The sequence below is a fragment of the Bradyrhizobium sp. genome (genome assembly GCF_035484855.1).
In the GTDB taxonomy this organism is placed as follows: Bacteria; Pseudomonadota; Alphaproteobacteria; order Rhizobiales; family Xanthobacteraceae; genus Bradyrhizobium.
Map to the genome: position 1 here is coordinate 1 of NZ_DATHOP010000001.1, position 16,269 is coordinate 16,269.

Annotated in this window: 14 protein-coding genes; 10 read left to right on the plus strand and 4 right to left on the minus strand. The window is 65.3% G+C overall.

Annotated elements, in window-relative coordinates:
- Together VK804_RS00005 and VK804_RS00010 are read left to right on the plus strand one after the other, a co-directional pair.
- A partial coding sequence (locus tag VK804_RS00005; protein ID WP_325366388.1) for a glycine/sarcosine/betaine reductase selenoprotein B family protein occupies positions 1–851 on the plus strand: 851 nt, incomplete at its 5' end.
- A gap of 193 nt (positions 852–1,044) precedes the next feature.
- On the plus strand, positions 1,045–2,238 hold the full coding sequence (locus tag VK804_RS00010) for a CoA transferase (RefSeq protein WP_325366390.1): 1,194 nt from the start codon (positions 1,045–1,047) through the stop codon (positions 2,236–2,238).
- Between the two features lie 178 nt (positions 2,239–2,416).
- Here the strand turns inward: VK804_RS00010 and VK804_RS00015 are convergent, their stop codons facing one another.
- The 3 genes from VK804_RS00015 to VK804_RS00025 all read right to left on the minus strand — a co-directional run bounded on the left by VK804_RS00015 (position 2,417) and on the right by VK804_RS00025 (position 4,242).
- Positions 2,417–3,160 carry an enoyl-CoA hydratase/isomerase family protein gene (locus VK804_RS00015; protein ID WP_325366392.1) on the minus strand — a complete coding sequence of 248 codons (744 nt, stop codon included), beginning with the start codon at positions 3,158–3,160 and terminating at the stop codon, positions 2,417–2,419.
- Positions 3,161–3,236: 76 nt separating this feature from the next.
- Positions 3,237–3,533 carry a hypothetical protein gene (locus VK804_RS00020; protein WP_325366394.1) on the minus strand — a complete coding sequence of 99 codons (297 nt, stop codon included), beginning with the start codon at positions 3,531–3,533 and terminating at the stop codon, positions 3,237–3,239.
- Positions 3,534–3,600: 67 nt separating this feature from the next.
- Entirely contained in the window at positions 3,601–4,242 is a 642-nt protein-coding gene (locus VK804_RS00025) for a TetR/AcrR family transcriptional regulator (RefSeq protein WP_325366396.1), read from the minus strand.
- 183 nt (positions 4,243–4,425) lie between these two features.
- Between VK804_RS00025 and VK804_RS00030 the strand changes: the two genes are divergently transcribed.
- From VK804_RS00030 to VK804_RS00065, 8 genes are all read left to right on the plus strand, one after another.
- Positions 4,426–5,751: an HlyD family secretion protein gene (locus VK804_RS00030; protein ID WP_325366398.1), complete on the plus strand. Its 1,326-nt coding sequence runs from the start codon at positions 4,426–4,428 to the stop codon at positions 5,749–5,751.
- Between the two features lie 47 nt (positions 5,752–5,798).
- Complete coding sequence (locus VK804_RS00035) at positions 5,799–7,385, plus strand: DHA2 family efflux MFS transporter permease subunit (RefSeq protein ID WP_325366400.1); 1,587 nt, start codon at positions 5,799–5,801, stop codon at positions 7,383–7,385.
- A 129-nt stretch (positions 7,386–7,514) separates the two neighbouring features.
- Positions 7,515–7,910: a cupin domain-containing protein gene (locus VK804_RS00040; protein WP_325366402.1), complete on the plus strand. Its 396-nt coding sequence runs from the start codon at positions 7,515–7,517 to the stop codon at positions 7,908–7,910.
- 116 nt (positions 7,911–8,026) lie between these two features.
- Positions 8,027–9,142, plus strand: a complete 1,116-nt coding sequence (locus VK804_RS00045; RefSeq protein ID WP_325366403.1) for a helix-turn-helix transcriptional regulator — start codon at positions 8,027–8,029, stop codon at positions 9,140–9,142.
- A 93-nt stretch (positions 9,143–9,235) separates the two neighbouring features.
- Positions 9,236–10,225 (plus strand): hypothetical protein, encoded by a 990-nt coding sequence (locus VK804_RS00050; protein WP_325366405.1) that lies wholly within the window; start codon positions 9,236–9,238, stop codon positions 10,223–10,225.
- 8 nt (positions 10,226–10,233) lie between these two features.
- Positions 10,234–11,748, plus strand: a complete 1,515-nt coding sequence (locus tag VK804_RS00055; protein WP_325366407.1) for an MBOAT family protein — start codon at positions 10,234–10,236, stop codon at positions 11,746–11,748.
- Positions 11,749–12,061: 313 nt separating this feature from the next.
- Positions 12,062–13,864 (plus strand): ABC transporter ATP-binding protein, encoded by a 1,803-nt coding sequence (locus VK804_RS00060; RefSeq protein WP_325366409.1) that lies wholly within the window; start codon positions 12,062–12,064, stop codon positions 13,862–13,864.
- Positions 13,865–14,083: 219 nt separating this feature from the next.
- A complete protein-coding gene (locus VK804_RS00065) occupies positions 14,084–15,427 on the plus strand; it encodes an O-antigen ligase family protein (RefSeq protein ID WP_325366411.1) in 1,344 nt (447 codons plus the stop codon).
- 97 nt (positions 15,428–15,524) lie between these two features.
- On the opposite strand, the gene VK804_RS00070 is transcribed toward VK804_RS00065, so the two are convergent.
- Positions 15,525–16,268, minus strand: coding sequence for a sulfite exporter TauE/SafE family protein (locus VK804_RS00070; protein WP_325366414.1), 744 nt, complete (start codon positions 16,266–16,268; stop codon positions 15,525–15,527).
- Between the last annotated feature and the right edge of the window lies 1 nt (position 16,269).

The following is a 16,269-nucleotide window of genomic DNA, read 5'->3' on the forward strand; positions in this document are numbered from 1 at the left end:
ACTACTATAAGGCGATCGGCTACACCACGCCGTATCGCTGGGCACACCACATCGACGCGCCCTTCACGGCGCTGCGCACGCCGCTTGCCAAGGCGCGCATCGCCATCATCACCACCGCAGCGCCCTACCAGCCGGGCAAGGGCGACCAGGGTCCCGGCGCGGCGTACAATGGCGGCGCGAAGTTCTACCAGGTGTATTCAGGCGACACGGCGCACGACCACGACCTGCGCATCTCCCATATCGGCTACGACCGCGTCCACACCAGCGCCGAGGACAGCGGCACCTGGTTCCCCCTCCCTGCCCTGCGCCGCGCCATCGCCGCGGGCCGCATCGGCGCCGTCGCCCCCCGCTTCCACGGCGCGCCGACCAACCGCAGCCATCGCGTGACGATCGAAACCGACGCGCCGGAAATACTCCGTCGCTGCCGCGAAGACGGCGCCGACGCGGCGATCCTGGTGCCGAACTGCCCGGTGTGCCACCAGACTTCAGCCCTGGTTGCCCGCCACCTCGAGGCCAACGGCATTTCCACCGTGGTGATGGGCTGCGCCAAGGATATCGTCGAGCACGCCGCCGTGCCGCGCTTCCTGTTCTCCGATTTCCCGCTCGGCAATTCGGCCGGCAAGCCGCACGATGTCGCTTCGCAGGCGCTGACGCTTGAGCTGGCGCTAAGCGTGCTGCAGCATGCGCCGGGCCCGCGCACCACGATGCAGTCGCCGCTGCGCTGGAGCGAGGATGCCTCCTGGAAGCTCGACTACAACAACGTCGCGCAGATGAGCCCGGAAGAGCTGGCGCGGCGCCGCGCCGAATTCGACAAGCAGAAGGAAATCGCGCGCGGCAACCGCGCCGCGTGAGGCGCGATCAAGAGCATAATTGGGCCGTCACAAGAGGGATCGGCCTTTCACATTTCGTCATTGCGAGCTAAGCGAAGCAATCCATCTCACCACGCGAAGAAAGAATGGATTGCTTCGTCGCGGAGTTTATCATCGGGCCGGCCAAGGGCCGGACCCGTTGGCTCCTCGCAATGACGCCCGGAGGAACGCTGACGTGACCCGACCGTTCGAAGGCGTGAAGATTCTCGACTTCACGCAGGTGCTGGCAGGCCCCTATGCGAGCTACCAGCTCGCGCTGCTCGGCGCCGACGTCATCAAGGTGGAGCGGCGCGAAGGCGAGGACATGCGCCGCACGCCGCTCAGCCGCGAATGGGCCGATCGCGGGCTTGCGCCGGGCTGGCAGGCGGTCAACGGCAACAAGCGCAGCCTGACGCTCGACCTCTCGAGGCCCGAGGCGATCGCCATCGTCAAGCAGCTCGCCGCCGAGGTGGACGTGGTGATGGAGAATTTCCGTCCCGGCGTGATGGACAAGCTCGGCATCGGCTACGCCGAGCTCTCCGCCGTCAACCCGCGGCTGATCTATTGCTCGATCTCGGGCTTCGGCCAGACCGGCCCGGAACGTTCGGGCGCGGGCTATGACGGCAAGATCCAGGCGATGTCGGGCATCATGGCGATCACCGGTCACGAGGAGACCGGGCCGACGCGCGCCGGCTTTGCGGTCTGCGACGTGCTGTCCGGCGCCACCGCCGCATTCGGGGTATCGAGCGCGCTGTTCCAGCGCAGTCATACCGGCAAGGGGCAGCGGGTCGACGTCTCCATGCTCGAGGCGGCGCTGGCGTTTCTATCGGGACAGGTGGCTGATTACACCGTGGCCGGCCATCGTCAGCAACTGTCGGGCAATCAGGCCGTCAGCCGCCGGGCGACCGCCAATCTGTTTCGGGCGGGAGACGGCTATTTGCTGCTGGCCGTCAACAACGAGAAGCAATACCGCGCGCTGATGACCGCGCTCGGCCGCACCGACGTGCTGGAAGACCCGCGGTTTGCCGATTGGTTCGCGCGGAAGGAAAACGAGCCGGCGCTGCGGGCCATCATCGAGCAGGCGCTTGCGAGCAAACAACCGCGCGAGTGGGAAAAAATCCTCGACGCGGCGGGTGCGCCCTGCGCCAGCATCTGGAAGATCGAGGACGTGATCGATCATCCGCAGATTTCGGCGCGCGGCGCGGTTCAGGAAATCGACACGCCCTATGGCCGCCTGCGCTTCGCCGGCAGCGGTTTTCAGCTCGCGCATGGCGGCGGCCGGCTCGATTCGATGGCGCCTGAACTCGGCGCCCACACCGACGAGGTGCTGAACTCGCTCGGCTATGGCGCGGATGCGATCGCCGACCTGCGCGCGCGTGCCATCGTCTGAGCGCCTGTGGTGCTCACGCCGCGAGCCTGTGACGCGAACTCGCTTACCTCGCCCCGCTCTTCGCGGGGAGAGGTCGGCGCGAAGCGCCGGGTGAGGGGCTGTCTCCGCGAGTCGCGCTCGTTGAGAGAGCCCCCTCACCCCGGCCCTCTCCCCGCAAGAGCGGGGCGAGGGAGACGCCCTAGCGTCCCTTGTAGATCGCCTTGCGCTTTTCCTTCACCGCCGACCGCGCCTCGGCGGCGTCTTCGCTTTCCTTGACCTCGTGGAGCGCGCGCTGGGCGCGACCGGATTGCTCGGATGGACCCTGCGCCAACACCCCGTCGGTGACGAAACGCTTCAGGGTCTTCATGACCAGCGGCGAGAACTCGGTCATTTCGCGGGCCATCTTCAGCGCAACCGGCACCTGCTGTCCGGTCGGCACGACCTCGTTGACGAGGCCGACATGGTAGGCGCGTTGCGCATCGAGGATGCGGCACAATAGCATCAGCTCCATCGCCACCTTGTGCGGAATGCGCGCCGCAAGGCCTGCGATCAGGCCGCCGGTAAACCCCAGCCGCGCTTCGGGATAGGAAAACCTGGCATTGTCGGCGGCGACCGTCAGATCGCACATCATCGAGAGCACCAGCGCGCCGCCGACGCACCAGCCGCCCACCGCCGATATGATCGGCTTGTTGGTCTCGAAACCGACGGTCGGAATGCAGCGCCACAGTTCGGGAAAATTGCCGGTATCGGCGCCGCCCGAAAACGCCTCGTTGCCGGCGCCGGTGACGACCGCGGCCTTTTGCGTGGCGGAGCGTTCGAAGGCCCAAAACGCCCTTTGCAGCAGGAGTGCCGTCTCGGCGCAAATCGCGTTGCGGCGTTCCGGCCGGTTGATCGTGATCAGCGTGGTTCCGTCGGCGTTGTCCTCGACCAGGACCTTTTGCATGGTTAATTCCTCCCAAATAAGCCGGGGTTCTCGGCGAAGCCGACGATATCAGTTGATCGCCGCAATTCCGCCGACGCTACCTCTCGGCGCAGAAGTAGGTTCGCGGGAAAGCGCGCCAGGCGGCGTAGCGGTAATAGGGCCGATAGACGTAGCCCTGCCAGACCGCCGGCGGGGTGTCGTAATAGGCGCCGTGATAGAAATTGAACACCGGCTCCCCGCTGCAGCGGTAGGGCACCCATCCCCTGGCAAGCTGGCGAAAGCCGACCTCGGCTGGAACAGCCGGCCGAAGGTCGCCGGCCTGCGCAGGCTTGGCCTGGCACGCCACGATCGCGGCCAGAACGGTCGCGACAAACAAAGCCGAGGTGTTTCGCATCCGCAGACCCAGCAATGATCGGTTCTTCCGGCCGCGATTGTCGCCCTCAAATGCGGTGCTGTCGAGCCTAGGCCGGCTTTTTCCGATATGCGGCCAGGAACATTTGCGTGGCGCTTTCGACCACTTCCGCGATGTGCTCGGCCGACGGCGGGGGGGCGGCCTGGAAGATGAAGGGCAGGAACAGCGAGGCCTGGCACATCTGCATGAATTGCGAGGCGGCGAGCTGACAGTCGGGAATCACGAGCTCTTCGGCCTGCACACGGGTATCGAGATAGGAGGCGAAGCGGTTAATGGTTTTCTCCAGCACCTCCTCGTAATAGCGGCGGCCGACCTCCGGCATCCGCTCGGCGATCGCCATCACGGTGCGGATCGCCGACCCGCCGCCCGGCCGGCACAGCAGTTCGATATAGGCCTGGCCGAACTCCCGCAGCGTGGTGGCGACATCGCGTGCGGGGTCGAAGTTGAACGCCACCTTTTGCTGGTCGAGCATCTCGTCCTCGACGATGGCCTCGAACAGCCGGTTCTTGTCGGCGAAATAGACATAGAGCGTGCCCTTGGAGACGCCGGCGGAGCGGGCGATTTCACCCATGCTGGCGCCGTCGAAGCCGAGGTCCATGAAGACCTTCCTGGCACCGTCGAGGATTTGCCGGCGCTTGGAACTGTCTTCCTCACCGACGAACTGGACAGGGGCGCGATAGGCTGCAACCATTGGTTTAGCTTTTCTGGAAAGATTTGACGGGCGGAAACACCTCGGAAGCAACTTGCCGTCTATGCTTGCTCCAGTGAATATAACTTGACCGAACCGTTCGGTCAATGCTAATTTGAAGGCTGGCGAGGCAGAAGCCCGATTTGGGCTGTCACTGCATCGCGATATTTTAGTAAGGAGGCCGTAATGGCCGCAGCGAGAGACCAAGCCGCGCGTATTCTTCGCCCCGAGCCGGGCCAGGCCGAAGGCGATGCCGCGCGTGACGTTTCCGTCGATCTCGCCAACCAGCTTCGAGCCCACCTTTCGGAAGAGACCATCGCGCGCCGCCCGGCGGAAATCCCGGCTGATCCAGCGACCGAAAAACCGGCCGTCGAAAAGCCGGTCGCCGCACCTGCCGCGCCGGCCACTGCCGCCGCGCCGAAATCGGGCAAGCGCAAACTGGTCCTGATGGGGATCGTCGCGCTGCTCGCGCTCGCCGCGGCAAGCTACGGCACCTATTATGTCCTGGTCGGACGTTTTTACGTTTCCACCGACGACGCCTATGTGCGGGCCAACAACACCACGCTCGGCGCGCGGGTGTCGGGGCATATCTCGGCGATCCTTCCCGGCGACAACACCCTGGTGCGGAACGGCGACGTGCTGTTCCGGATCGACGACGGCGATTATCGGATCGCGGTGGACGCCGCGCGCACCAGGATCGCGACGCAGCAGGCCACCATCGATCGCATCGGCCGCCAGGTCACCATGCAGGAAAGCGCGGTCGAACAGGCCCAGGCCAATCTCGTGTCGGCGGAAGCCGGCCTGAAGCGGGCGAACCTCGATTACGACCGGCAGCAGACCCTGAGCAACAAGGGCTATGCCACCCATGCCACCTTCGAACAGTCCGAAGCCGGCCGCGACCAGGGCGCCGCGGCGGTGAGAGCCGCGCAGGCGTCCTTTGACACGGCCCGCGACAATGTCGAAGTGACCAAAGCGCAGCAGGCCGAAGCCCAGGCCCAGTTCGCCGAACTGCAGACCTCGCTTGCCAAGGCGGAACGCGACCTCGACTTCACCCTGGTGCGCGCCCCTGTCGACGGCATCTTCTCCAACCGCCTGGTCTCGACCGGCGATTACGTCCTGGTCGGCCAGCGGCTCGCCAATGTGGTGCCGCTCGATGATGTCTTCATCGATGCCAATTTCAAGGAAACCCAGCTCAAGCGCATCCGTCCCGGCCAGCCGGTGACGATCACCGTCGACGCCTACGGCCATCGCAAGTTCGAAGGCGTGGTCGACAGCATCGCGCCCGCGGCGGGTTCGGTGTTCACGCTGCTGCCGCCGGACAACGCCACCGGCAACTTCACCAAGATCGTGCAGCGGTTGCCGGTTCGTGTTCGCGTGCCGAAGGACGTCGCGCGGCAAAACCTGTTGCGCGCGGGCATGTCGGTCTACGCCACCGTCGATACCCGCAAGGGCGCGGCCGATGCCGACAGCGATGCCGACCTCGACACGCCGGCCTCGACCCATCCGCAATGATTGGCCTCGGGCGCCGCCCGATGCACCTGTCCTGACCCGAGCAGACCATGGCCGACGCCGCCACCGCCCCGCCCAGCATGATGGCCGCCCCGGCTGCGCCCGCCGAGCGCATCGCTCCGCGCCGGCTGTTTGCGTTTCTCATCATGGTGTTCGGGATGTTCATGTCGATCCTGGACATCCAGGTGGTCTCGGCGTCGCTCTCCGACATCCAGGCCGGCCTGTCGGCAAGTTCGACCGAGGTGTCCTGGGTGCAGACCTCGTATCTGATCGCCGAAGTGATCGCGATACCCTTGTCCGGATTTTTGTCGCGCGCCTTCGGCACAAGGCTGCTGTTTGCGATTTCCGCCGCCGGCTTCACCGTCGCGAGCTTCGCGTGCGGCTTTGCATCCACCATCGAGCAGATGATCCTGTGGCGCGCGATCCAGGGATTTCTGGGCGCGGGCATGATCCCCACGGTGTTCGCCTCCGCCTATACGGTGTTTCCGCGGTCGAAATTCCATATCGTCGGCCCGATCATCGGCCTGGTCGCGACCTTGGCGCCGACCATCGGGCCGACGGTCGGCGGCATCATTACCGATGCGATGTCGTGGCACTGGCTGTTCTTCATCAACGTCGTGCCCGGCATCGGCATCACCATCGGCGTGCTGGCGCTGGTCGATTTCGACAAACCGAATTTCAAGCTGCTCGACCGTTTCGACTGGTTCGGCCTGATCGCGATGGCGGGTTTCCTGGGCGCGGCCGAATACGTGCTCGAGGAAGGTCCGCAATATGAATGGCTGCAGGACAGTTCGGTCGCGACCTGCGCCGCGATCTGCGTGGTCTCCGCGATCGCCTTCTTCTACCGTGTGCTGACCGCGGAAGAGCCGATCGTCGATATCCGCGCCTTCACCGACCGCAATTTCGGCGTCGGCTGCCTGCTGTCGTTCTGCATCGGCATCGGCCTTTACGGACTGACCTACATCTATCCGCGCTATCTCGCGGAGGTGCGCGGCTACGGCCCGCTGATGATCGGCCAGACCATGTTCGTCTCCGGCGCCGCCATGTTCCTCACCGCGCCGATCGTCGGGCGGCTGATGCTCAAGGTCGACATGCGCTATATCGTCGTGGTCGGCCTGATCATTTTCGGACTGGGCACCTGGCAGATGACCTGGATCACCCGCGACTATGATTTCTACGAGCTGCTGCTGCCGCAGATCCTGCGCGGGATCGGCATGATGTTCGCGATGGTGCCGACCAACACCATCGCGCTCGGCACGCTGGCGCCGGAGCGGGTCAAGAACGCCTCCGGGCTGTTCAACCTGACCCGCAATCTCGGCGGCGCGCTCGGGCTTGCCGTCATCAACGAAGTCCTGAACGACCGCACCGACCTGCATATTTCCCGGCTGCAGGACCGGGTGACCTGGGGCAACACCACGGCGGTCGAAACGCTCAACATGTTCACCCAGCGCATGCAGGGCATGGGCGACGCGGCGTTGATGGCGATGAAGCAATTGTCCCAGATCGTGCACCGCCAGGCGGTGGTGATGGGATATGGCGACGCCTTCTTCATCCTGACGGTATTTTATCTCGGCCTCAGCCTGCTGGTGATGTTCCTAAAGAAGCCGGCCTCGCTGACGTCAGGGCCCGCGCATTAGGGCGCGGGCTCAGCTTGCGAAGCGAGCTGCCTCCGATCGCGTACGCCAACATGCGTATTTCCCGGCCCGGGGGCCGATCCTAGCCTTGCGACCTGGCCTGACCAAGATCTTCAGGGAAGGAGCATATCCATGGCCCAGCTTGCACACGCGACGACTGAAAAGGCGGAACTCAAGAACTTCGGCGCGCCGGACGAGGTGCGCGAGTTCCCGAAGGGCCGCCTGGAACTGATCAAGATCGGCGGCGCCACGATCGGCCGCGCCGTATTCGAGCCCGGCTGGCGCTGGGCGACCTCCGTGCAGCCGATCGCCAAGACCTCGAGCTGCGAAGCGCCGCATTTCCAATACCACGTCGCCGGCGTCCTCCGGATCCGAATGGACGATGGCGCGGAATTCGACTGTCGGCCGGGCGACGTGTCGCTGCTGCCAAGCGGCCACGACGCATGGGTGATCGGCGACGAAGCCGCCATCGTCGTCGATTTTCAAGGCATGCTCGATTATGCGGCGGGCCATAAGCACGCCGCCTGAAGCAAGCCGTCCGCGAGCGCGTCGAACGCCTGGGCCGATGCCAGGCGTGACGCGCTCCGGCAAACCTGCTATGCTTTCGCGCCGACGGACCGTCTGTACTTCGGTTGGATCGTCTCATGGGCGCCTTGCTTGCCCGGCTACCCGAGCGCGACTTGCGTGCAGCCTTGCGCGCGCTGCAATTGCTTGCCGATCAAAGTGTCAGCAGCGCGTCGTTCATTGATGCTGCACTCGAGCAATTGCCGGGCATCGTCGCTTCCGACCTCACGACTCTGAGCATTTGTGACCTGGAAGCAGGCACAAGGCGGGTCGTCGGACGAAAGGGAGAAGCCCTGTCCGAAGCTGATCGCGCTGCTTTCAATCGGCATTTTCGCGAGCACCCCCTGGTGCGATTTCACGGCTCGCATCCGGGCGGACCGACGCAGCGCATTTCGGATTGCATGAATGTGCGTTCCTTCCGCAATTCAGCGCTCCATGCCGAGTACTACCGCCAGATCGGGATCAACCACGTGATGGCGCTGCCGCTGCGTATCGACAGCGCCAACGTCATCAGTATCGTCTTCAACCGCAGCCAATCCGATTTCAGGGACGGCGAGCGCGGGTTATTGGACGCGGTGCGCCAACCGCTCGCCGCGATCTACCGCAATCTCGTTGTATGCGAAGAAGCCAGCATCGGTTTGAAGCGCATCAGCCAGCTTGCCGCCGACGGCGCCTGGCAGATGATGCGGGTGACCATGGCCGGGCATATCCTTGACGCGTCGCCGGCGGCGTTGCGGCTGTTGAGCCGGTTCTTTCCCGAATACCGCTCCGGTCGGCAGAGCGAGCTTCCGGCGACGCTGTTCGCCTGGTTCGCTCGCAGTCGCAATTGGGGCCTGGAGCGGCCGGCGATCAGTCACGGCCAGCAGTTCACTTCAACACATCTCGGCTCAAAGCTCATCGTGCATTTTGTCGCCGATCCGGACGATGCATCCGCCGGTTACCTGCTGATGAGGGCCGAGCGCTTCGATGTCTCTGCTTCCGACCTCGCGCAATTGCCTATCACCGATCGTGAGCGTGAAGTTTTGGCTCTTGTCTCCGCCGGCAAGACCAACCGCGAGATCGCCGCGGTTCTGACGATCAGCGCTCGCACCGTTCAAAAGCATCTTGAACATATCTTTCAGAAGCTTGGGGTCGAGACCCGCGTTGCGGCGGTCATCCATGCCTTGGGCGGCTCGCCGCGAACGAGCCGAACATAATCCGCGATACCAAGCTGAAATCATGGGTTCGCGCCCCTCGTTCGCCGGCTCCCCGATGTTGTCTGCCGCAGCCGTTCATGCTTGAACGGCGGCATGAACCGTAGCCTTTCCATCCCCGGGCGAGCATCGCTGCCGCGCGTGCAGGCGGCCTGCGCATGGTGGATCGCGGCCGCGCTGGCGCTGACCGCTGCGGTCTGGCTTGCCGCATTCGCAGGCCTGCTCGCCATCGCCGATCGCGTCCATGACGACGTGCCCGCGCTGCTTGCTGTGAAACTGCCGCTGCTCGCTTCGCACCCCGAATTGATCTTCGCCGGCGAGAGCCGCACGGTCTATCAGGTCGATCCCGATCTCGCCGCGCAGCTGCTCGGCAAGCCGAGGGGGACCGCGGTCAATATCGGCTACGACGCCGGCGAACCGCTGGCGGTGGAAGCTGCGATGCGCCGCGAGCCGGCGGCATTTCAGGGCGCCCATGTCGTGATCAGCGTGGCGCCGTTCCTGTTCAACGAGGGCGTCCGCTCGGCGACCGTCTATCCGCTGGATGTCGCGGCTCGGCTCGGGGTTGGAGAGGCGATGGTCTCGTTCCTGCCGCTGCGCGTGGGCACGCTGATCCGCTTCATCCGCGAAGCCTTCAATGCGCGGCTCGCCGCCGATCAGGACACCGCCGTGACAGGCGCCAGGCCGGTGGCGAACGGGCTGAAGATCATCGACCGCAACGAGCCCGACGACCGCTGGCCCGCCGACATCGGCTCCCACCCGCATTACGCCGGTTGGGACCTGTCGGGCCCGAAGGCGCGCCTCGAGACGACTGCGCTCTGCGACATGGTGGCGTTGACGAGGAAGCTCACCGTCGTGGTGCCGCCATGGGCGCCGCGCTACCAGCGCCCCAGCGACCCGGCCTGGCGCGAGAAGGACGATCAATACGCAGCCCTGGTTGTCGATGCCGGCCGCCGCTGCGGCTTCGATGTGCTCAATATCCAGGAGGTGCCGGGGCTGGAGCAGGGCAACTACGCCGACGAGATGCATGTCAACGCCTCAGGCATCCCGATCTATACCCGTTATCTCGTGTCGCGGCTGAAGCATTAGCGCGCGCGATGCTGTTTTCCTCCTACACCTTCCTGTTCCAGTTCCTGCCCGCGACCGTGCTGGCGTTCGCCGCGGCACGCCGGCACTCGCCTCGCGCCGGCATCCTGGTGCTGGCGGGAGCGTCGCTGTTCTTCTATGGCGCCTGGCGGCCGGTCTATCTGCTACTGCTGGTCGCTTCCATCGCGGTGAATTTCTCGCTGGGTTTGCGGATGGAGGACTCGCTGCGGCGCCGCGCCATCGGCATCGCCGGCGTCGCGCTCAATCTGGCGCTGCTCTGCTATTTCAAATACACCAATTTCCTGTTCGAGAGCCTGACTGAGCTGACCGGCACGCCGCTGCCGTTCTTCAACATCGTGCTGCCGCTCGGCATCTCCTTCTTCACCTTCCAGCAGATCGCCTATCTGGTCGACGTCATGCGCGGCGCCAGGGTCGAGCGCGACCTCCTGAGCTATACGCTGTTCGTGTCGTTCTTCCCGCATCTGATCGCGGGGCCGCTGGTGCATCACGCCGAGATGATCCCGCAGTTCAAGCGCGGCCGCACCGGGCGTTCCGCGGTGCTGGCGGCGCGGGGGCTTGCGATCTTCGCCGCCGGGCTGTTCAAGAAGGTGGTGATCGCCGATAATTTGGCGCAGTTCGTCTCGCCGGTATTCGCGCATCTCGACGCCGGCGGCGGCGTCACCACGCCATGGGCGTGGCTTGCGACATCGGCCTATACCTTGCAGATCTATTTCGACTTCTCCGGCTATTCCGACATGGCGGTCGGGCTGGCGCTATTGTTCGGCATCCGCCTGCCGGTGAATTTCCGCTCGCCCTATCAATCCACTTCGATCGTCGAATTCTGGCGGCGGTGGCACATCACGCTGTCGCGTTTCCTGCGCGACTACCTCTACATCCCGCTCGGCGGCAACCGGCTCGGCGAACAGCGCCGCTACCTCAACCTGATGGTGACGATGCTGCTCGGCGGGCTCTGGCACGGGGCGGGTTGGAATTTTCTGGTCTGGGGCGGCCTGCACGGCGTCTATCTGAGCGTCAATCATCTGTGGCGCGAATGGCGCGGCGGCGAGACGCGCGCGCCGATCAAGGGATCGGCCGCACGAGGATTCGCAAACGCCGTTTCCTGGGCGATCACCTTCTTCGCCGTGGTGATCGCCTGGGTGTTCTTCCGCGCCAAGACCATGGCAGGCGCCTGGCAGATGCTGGGCAGCCTGTTCGGCTTCGAGGCCGGCAGCTCCGCTTACGCACCGGCCGGCATCCTGCGGCTGATGGATCTGCCGGTGCTGGTCGGCGAGCCGCATTTGCTCTTGATCGGCTCGGGCGCAGTGGCGGCCGCGCTTGCGGTCGCGCTTTTGCTGCCCAACGTCCCGCAAATCTTCGGCTATCGCGAATATCGCCGCGCGCCGGAGCGGACCCGCTGGCTGCGCTGGCAGCCGAGCGCGGCATGGGCGCTGGCCACCGCGCTGGCGGTGGCGGTCTCGCTGTTCGGGATGTGGCAGCGGCTCGAATTCCTGTACTTCCAGTTCTGAACGGCCGCCGACGCTTCGGCCAACTTGCAAAACGCCCGCGATTCATCTACAAGCCCCGGATTGTCACTCGAACCGGGGAGATTTGCATGATTTCGTTTAATTCGCAGATCGCGACCTCGCGTCCCGAGTTCATGCCGGACGTGCCTTGGGCCCTTTGAGGGCCGCCTCCGCCAGCATCGATCGGGCCTGACGTCCCGATCCACAAGCTTCCCAGTAGTTGCCGACATTTTTCAACGACGCTTGCGTTCGGCCCATGGCCGTCCGCGCGTCAACAATGGAGCCGGTATGCGCACAAGCGTAGCCGGATGACGCCATGACCGCCTTTCGCGACAAGCGCCCCGCCGCCATTCGAGTGGTGCTGCCCTTCGTGTTCCGCCACTGGCTCAAGCAGCCGGTGACCGCGGCGATCACGGCCGCCGGCCTGCTCGGCGCGACCGTGGCCGACCTGTTCATGCCGGTGTTTTCCGGCCATCTGGTCGACGCCATGACCTCGGGCGCCGAAAACCCTGCCGCGCGCCACGCCGCGATCTCGGCGTTTGCCGCGATCGTGGGGCTCGGCTTCGCCTCGATGGTGCTGCGGATGACCGGCCTCCAGGCGATCGTGCCGTTCACGCTGAAGATCATGTCCGACGTGGCGCGCGAGGCCTTCATGCGGGTGCAGCGCTTCTCCACCGACTGGCACGGCAACAGCTTTGCCGGCTCGACCGTGCGCAAGATCACCCGCGGCATGTGGGCGCTCGACCTGCTCAACGACACCATCCTGATGGCGCTGTTGCCCTCGTTGTCGGTGCTGCTGGGCTCGATGATCCTGCTCGGGCTGCACTGGCCCTCGCTCGGGCTGGTGATCGCGGCGGGAGCGGCGATCTATATCCCGATGATCGTGGCGTTTTCGACGCGCTATATCGCGCCGGCAGCGCGGATCTCCAACGCCTGGGACACCCGGGTCGGCGGCACGCTGGCGGACGCCATCAGCTGCAACGCGGTGGTGAAATCATTCGGTGCCGAAGCGCGCGAGGACGCACGGCTGGCGCGCGTCGTCGGCCGCTGGCGGGCGCGGGTGCGGCGGACCTGGCTGCGCTACAACTACACCGCGGTGGCGCAGCTGTCGGTGCTGTTGTGCCTGCGCGGCTCCGTGATCGGCGGCGCGCTGCTGCTGTGGATCGCCGGCCGGGCCTCGGCCGGCGACGTCACCTATGTGCTGACCAGCTACTACATCATCCACGCTTATCTGCGCGACGTCGGCATGCACATCAACAACCTGCAGCGTTCGGTGAACGACATGGAGGAGCTCGTCGCCATTCACGACGAGCCGATCGGCATCGCGGACGCGCCGGGCGCGGTGCCGATCAGCGTCGACGGCGGCCGCATCGTATTCGCCGACGTCACGTTCCATTACGGCGGCCATCGCGTGCCGCTGTACGATGCGCTGTCGGTCGATATCCGCGCCGGCGAGCGGGTGGGGCTGGTCGGTCGCTCCGGCTCCGGCAAGACTACGTTCGTGAAACTGGTGCAGCGGCTATACGATGTTTCGGGCGGACGCATCCTGATCGACGGCCAGGACATCGCGCACGCGACGCAGCATTCGCTGCGCAGCCAGATCGCGATCGTGCAGCAGGACCCGATCCTGTTCCACCGCTCGCTGGCGGAGAACATCGCCTATGGCCGGCCCGGCGCCAGCATGGCCGCGATCGAGCAGGCCGCAAGGCTCGCCAATGCGCACGACTTCATCCTGCGGCTGCCCAAGGGTTACGGCACGCTGGTCGGCGAGCGCGGCGTCAAACTGTCGGGTGGCGAGCGGCAGCGCGTCGCGCTGGCGCGCGCGTTCCTCGCCGACGCGCCGGTTCTGATTCTCGACGAGGCGACCTCGAGTCTGGATTCCGAATCGGAAGCCTTGATCCAACAGGCGATGGAGCGGCTGATGAAGGGCCGCACCTCGATCGTGATCGCGCACCGGCTGTCGACGGTGCGCAGCCTCGACCGCATCCTGGTGTTCGACCGCGGCGAGATCGTCGAGCAGGGCACCCATGCCGCGCTTGCCAACCGCGCCGGGGGAATCTATCGCGGGCTGTTCGAACGGCAGGTGACGGAATTCGCTCGGGTCTCGGCGGCGGAGTGAGTTTGCGTCAGCGTCATTCCGGGGCGTGCGAAGCATGAACCTCAGATGTGCACTGCACATCGGGGAATCTCGAGATTCCGGGTCTGGTGCTGCGCACCATCCCCGAATGACGGTCGCAGACGGTCGCAGGCGGCCGCAACACCGGCACGCTATGGGATTGCAGCGCATCGGCCGCGTGCGCTACGTATCCGCCAATCCGCCCCCGAGGCGCGAGGGAAGATGATGGCTGAAGCGGTGCAAAGCGAATGTGGCCCCTCCCGGGCTTCGTCGATCTGGTCGATCTGGTTCGATCAGGCGACCGGCATCCGCAATCTCGACCTCGGAGCCGTCCTGCTCGCGCTGGTGCTGCCGTGGTCGACGACGGGCACCGTGATCGTCGCCACCGGCTGGGTGGTCGGGCTGGTGGTGACGCTGGAGGTTGATGCGTTCCTGCGCGTGGTGAAGCGGTGGGCTTGCATCCTGCCGGTCGCCATCTGCGCCCTGGCGCTGCTCGGAACGCTGTGGTCGCACGCTCCCTGGCACGAGCGCCTCTACGCGGCCGGCCCGGCCGCGAGATTGCTCGTGCTGCCGCTGTTGCTCTATCATTTCGAACGCACGGCGCGGGGCTCGTGGGTTTTCATCGCCTTCCTGGTCTCCTGCCTGCTGCTGATGGCGTACTCCTGGGTGGTCGCCTTCGATCCCGCGCTTTCGCTGAAGCTGTATTTTTCGAAAGGGCCGTATTTTCCCGTCAGCGGCATCGCCGTCAAAAACTATATCGACCAGAGCCAGGAATTCATGCTGTGCGCGGTCGTGCTGGCCTATCCGGCGCTGTCATACCTGCGCAGCAACCGGCCGCGAATGGCGGCGCTGTGCGCGGCGATTTCCGTGAGTTTCCTGGTCAATATGATGTTCGTCGTCATTTCGCGCACGGCGCTGGTGACGATGCCGGTCATGCTGGCGGTATTCGCGCTGATGCATTTGCGGCTGCGCACCGCGATTGCCGTGCTGTGCGCCGCCGCGTTGCTGGCCGCGGCGGTCTGGAACGTATCCCCGCAATTGCAGGCCACGATGTCGAAATTCGTCACCGATTATCAGCACACCACGATCCAGAACAACGAGTCCGGGATGGTTTCGCGGCTGATCTACTGGCAGCGGGCGCTGCGGTTTTTCGAAGACGCACCCGTCATCGGCCAAGGCACTGGCTCGACGCGCGGCCTTTTCCAGCAGGCCGCGGCCGGCCAGCTCGGCGCCTATGCCGTGGTCGTTTCCGATCCGCACAATCAGACCCTCAACGTGGCGGTGCAGTGGGGCGTGATCGGGATTATCCTGCTCTATGCGATGTGGCTCGTGCATCTGCTGCTGTTCCGCGGCGACGGCCTTCCAGCCTGGATCGGGCTGATGGTCGTGGTGCAAAACATCTTCACCTCGCTGTTCAATTCGCATCTGTTCGATTTCCAGGAAGGCTGGATCTATGTGCTGGGCGTTGGCATCGCCGGCGGCATGGTGCTGCGCTCTGCTGCAGTCATTCCGGGGCGCGTCAAAGACGCGAACTCCGATGTGCAATTGCACATCGCAGAATCCTAGGATTCCCCGATGCGCAATTGCGCATCTGAGGTCTGGTCCGGAGCCTGTCATCGGGCGGCGCAGAGCGCCGACCCGTTGGGACCATCCCGGAATGACATCACGATAGCCCGAGGCTGCTCCAGACCAGGACGACACCGGACAGGAACAATAGCCCGAGCACGACGTCCCTGAAATTGCGGTCGCTCAGGGCGCGATAGGTCCGCGCGCCGAGCCAGGCGCCGGACAGCGTTGCCGGCAGCACGAACAGCGCGAGCCGAAGCACCTCGCCGGTGACGATACCGACGCCGGCCTGCAGGCACAGCGCGGTCGCCAGTACGGTCCAATTGTAGGTCTGGAAGATGCCGCGCCGCTCGTCCTTGCCCCAGCCCCGCACGCTCGCCCACAGCGTCGGCAGCGGACCGGACAGGCCGGCCAGTCCGCCGAGGATGCCGCCGGCAAATCCGACCGCGGCGTCGGCCGCGCGGCCGCCGAAGCTGAAGGCGATCGGATTGCGGTAGAGATAGAGCGCGGCCGGAAACACCAGCAGCAATATTCCAAAGAACAATTTGAACGAATGCGGGTCGGCGTGCGCGATCATCAGCGTGCCCAGCGGCACGCCGGCCAAGCCGCCGATCACGAACGGCCAAACCAGGGCAAGATCGAAGGAGCGCCAGAACGACGGCAGCGTCGAGGTCTGCGCGACGATGGAACAGATCACGACCAGCGGCACCGCGGTCGTCGGCGGCAGCACATAGAGCCAGATCCCGAGCGCCATCAGCGCGGTCCCGAAACCGGCCAGCCCCGACACGAAGCCGCCGGCGAGCGCGCCGGAGAACAGGAGGACAAGCGCGGATGTGGTCATT

Coding starts and splice junctions, on each gene's coding strand:
- VK804_RS00015 (WP_325366392.1), bottom strand. CDS start 3,160: ATGCAAAAGGTCCTGGTCGAGGACAACGCCGACGGAACCACGCTGATC.
- VK804_RS00020 (WP_325366394.1), bottom strand. CDS start 3,533: ATGCGAAACACCTCGGCTTTGTTTGTCGCGACCGTTCTGGCCGCGATC.
- VK804_RS00025 (WP_325366396.1), bottom strand. CDS start 4,242: ATGGTTGCAGCCTATCGCGCCCCTGTCCAGTTCGTCGGTGAGGAAGAC.
- VK804_RS00030 (WP_325366398.1), top strand. CDS start 4,426: ATGGCCGCAGCGAGAGACCAAGCCGCGCGTATTCTTCGCCCCGAGCCG.
- VK804_RS00035 (WP_325366400.1), top strand. CDS start 5,799: ATGGCCGACGCCGCCACCGCCCCGCCCAGCATGATGGCCGCCCCGGCT.
- VK804_RS00040 (WP_325366402.1), top strand. CDS start 7,515: ATGGCCCAGCTTGCACACGCGACGACTGAAAAGGCGGAACTCAAGAAC.
- VK804_RS00045 (WP_325366403.1), top strand. CDS start 8,027: ATGGGCGCCTTGCTTGCCCGGCTACCCGAGCGCGACTTGCGTGCAGCC.
- VK804_RS00050 (WP_325366405.1), top strand. CDS start 9,236: ATGAACCGTAGCCTTTCCATCCCCGGGCGAGCATCGCTGCCGCGCGTG.
- VK804_RS00055 (WP_325366407.1), top strand. CDS start 10,234: ATGCTGTTTTCCTCCTACACCTTCCTGTTCCAGTTCCTGCCCGCGACC.
- VK804_RS00060 (WP_325366409.1), top strand. CDS start 12,062: ATGACCGCCTTTCGCGACAAGCGCCCCGCCGCCATTCGAGTGGTGCTG.
- VK804_RS00065 (WP_325366411.1), top strand. CDS start 14,084: ATGATGGCTGAAGCGGTGCAAAGCGAATGTGGCCCCTCCCGGGCTTCG.
- VK804_RS00070 (WP_325366414.1), bottom strand. CDS start 16,268: ATGACCACATCCGCGCTTGTCCTCCTGTTCTCCGGCGCGCTCGCCGGC.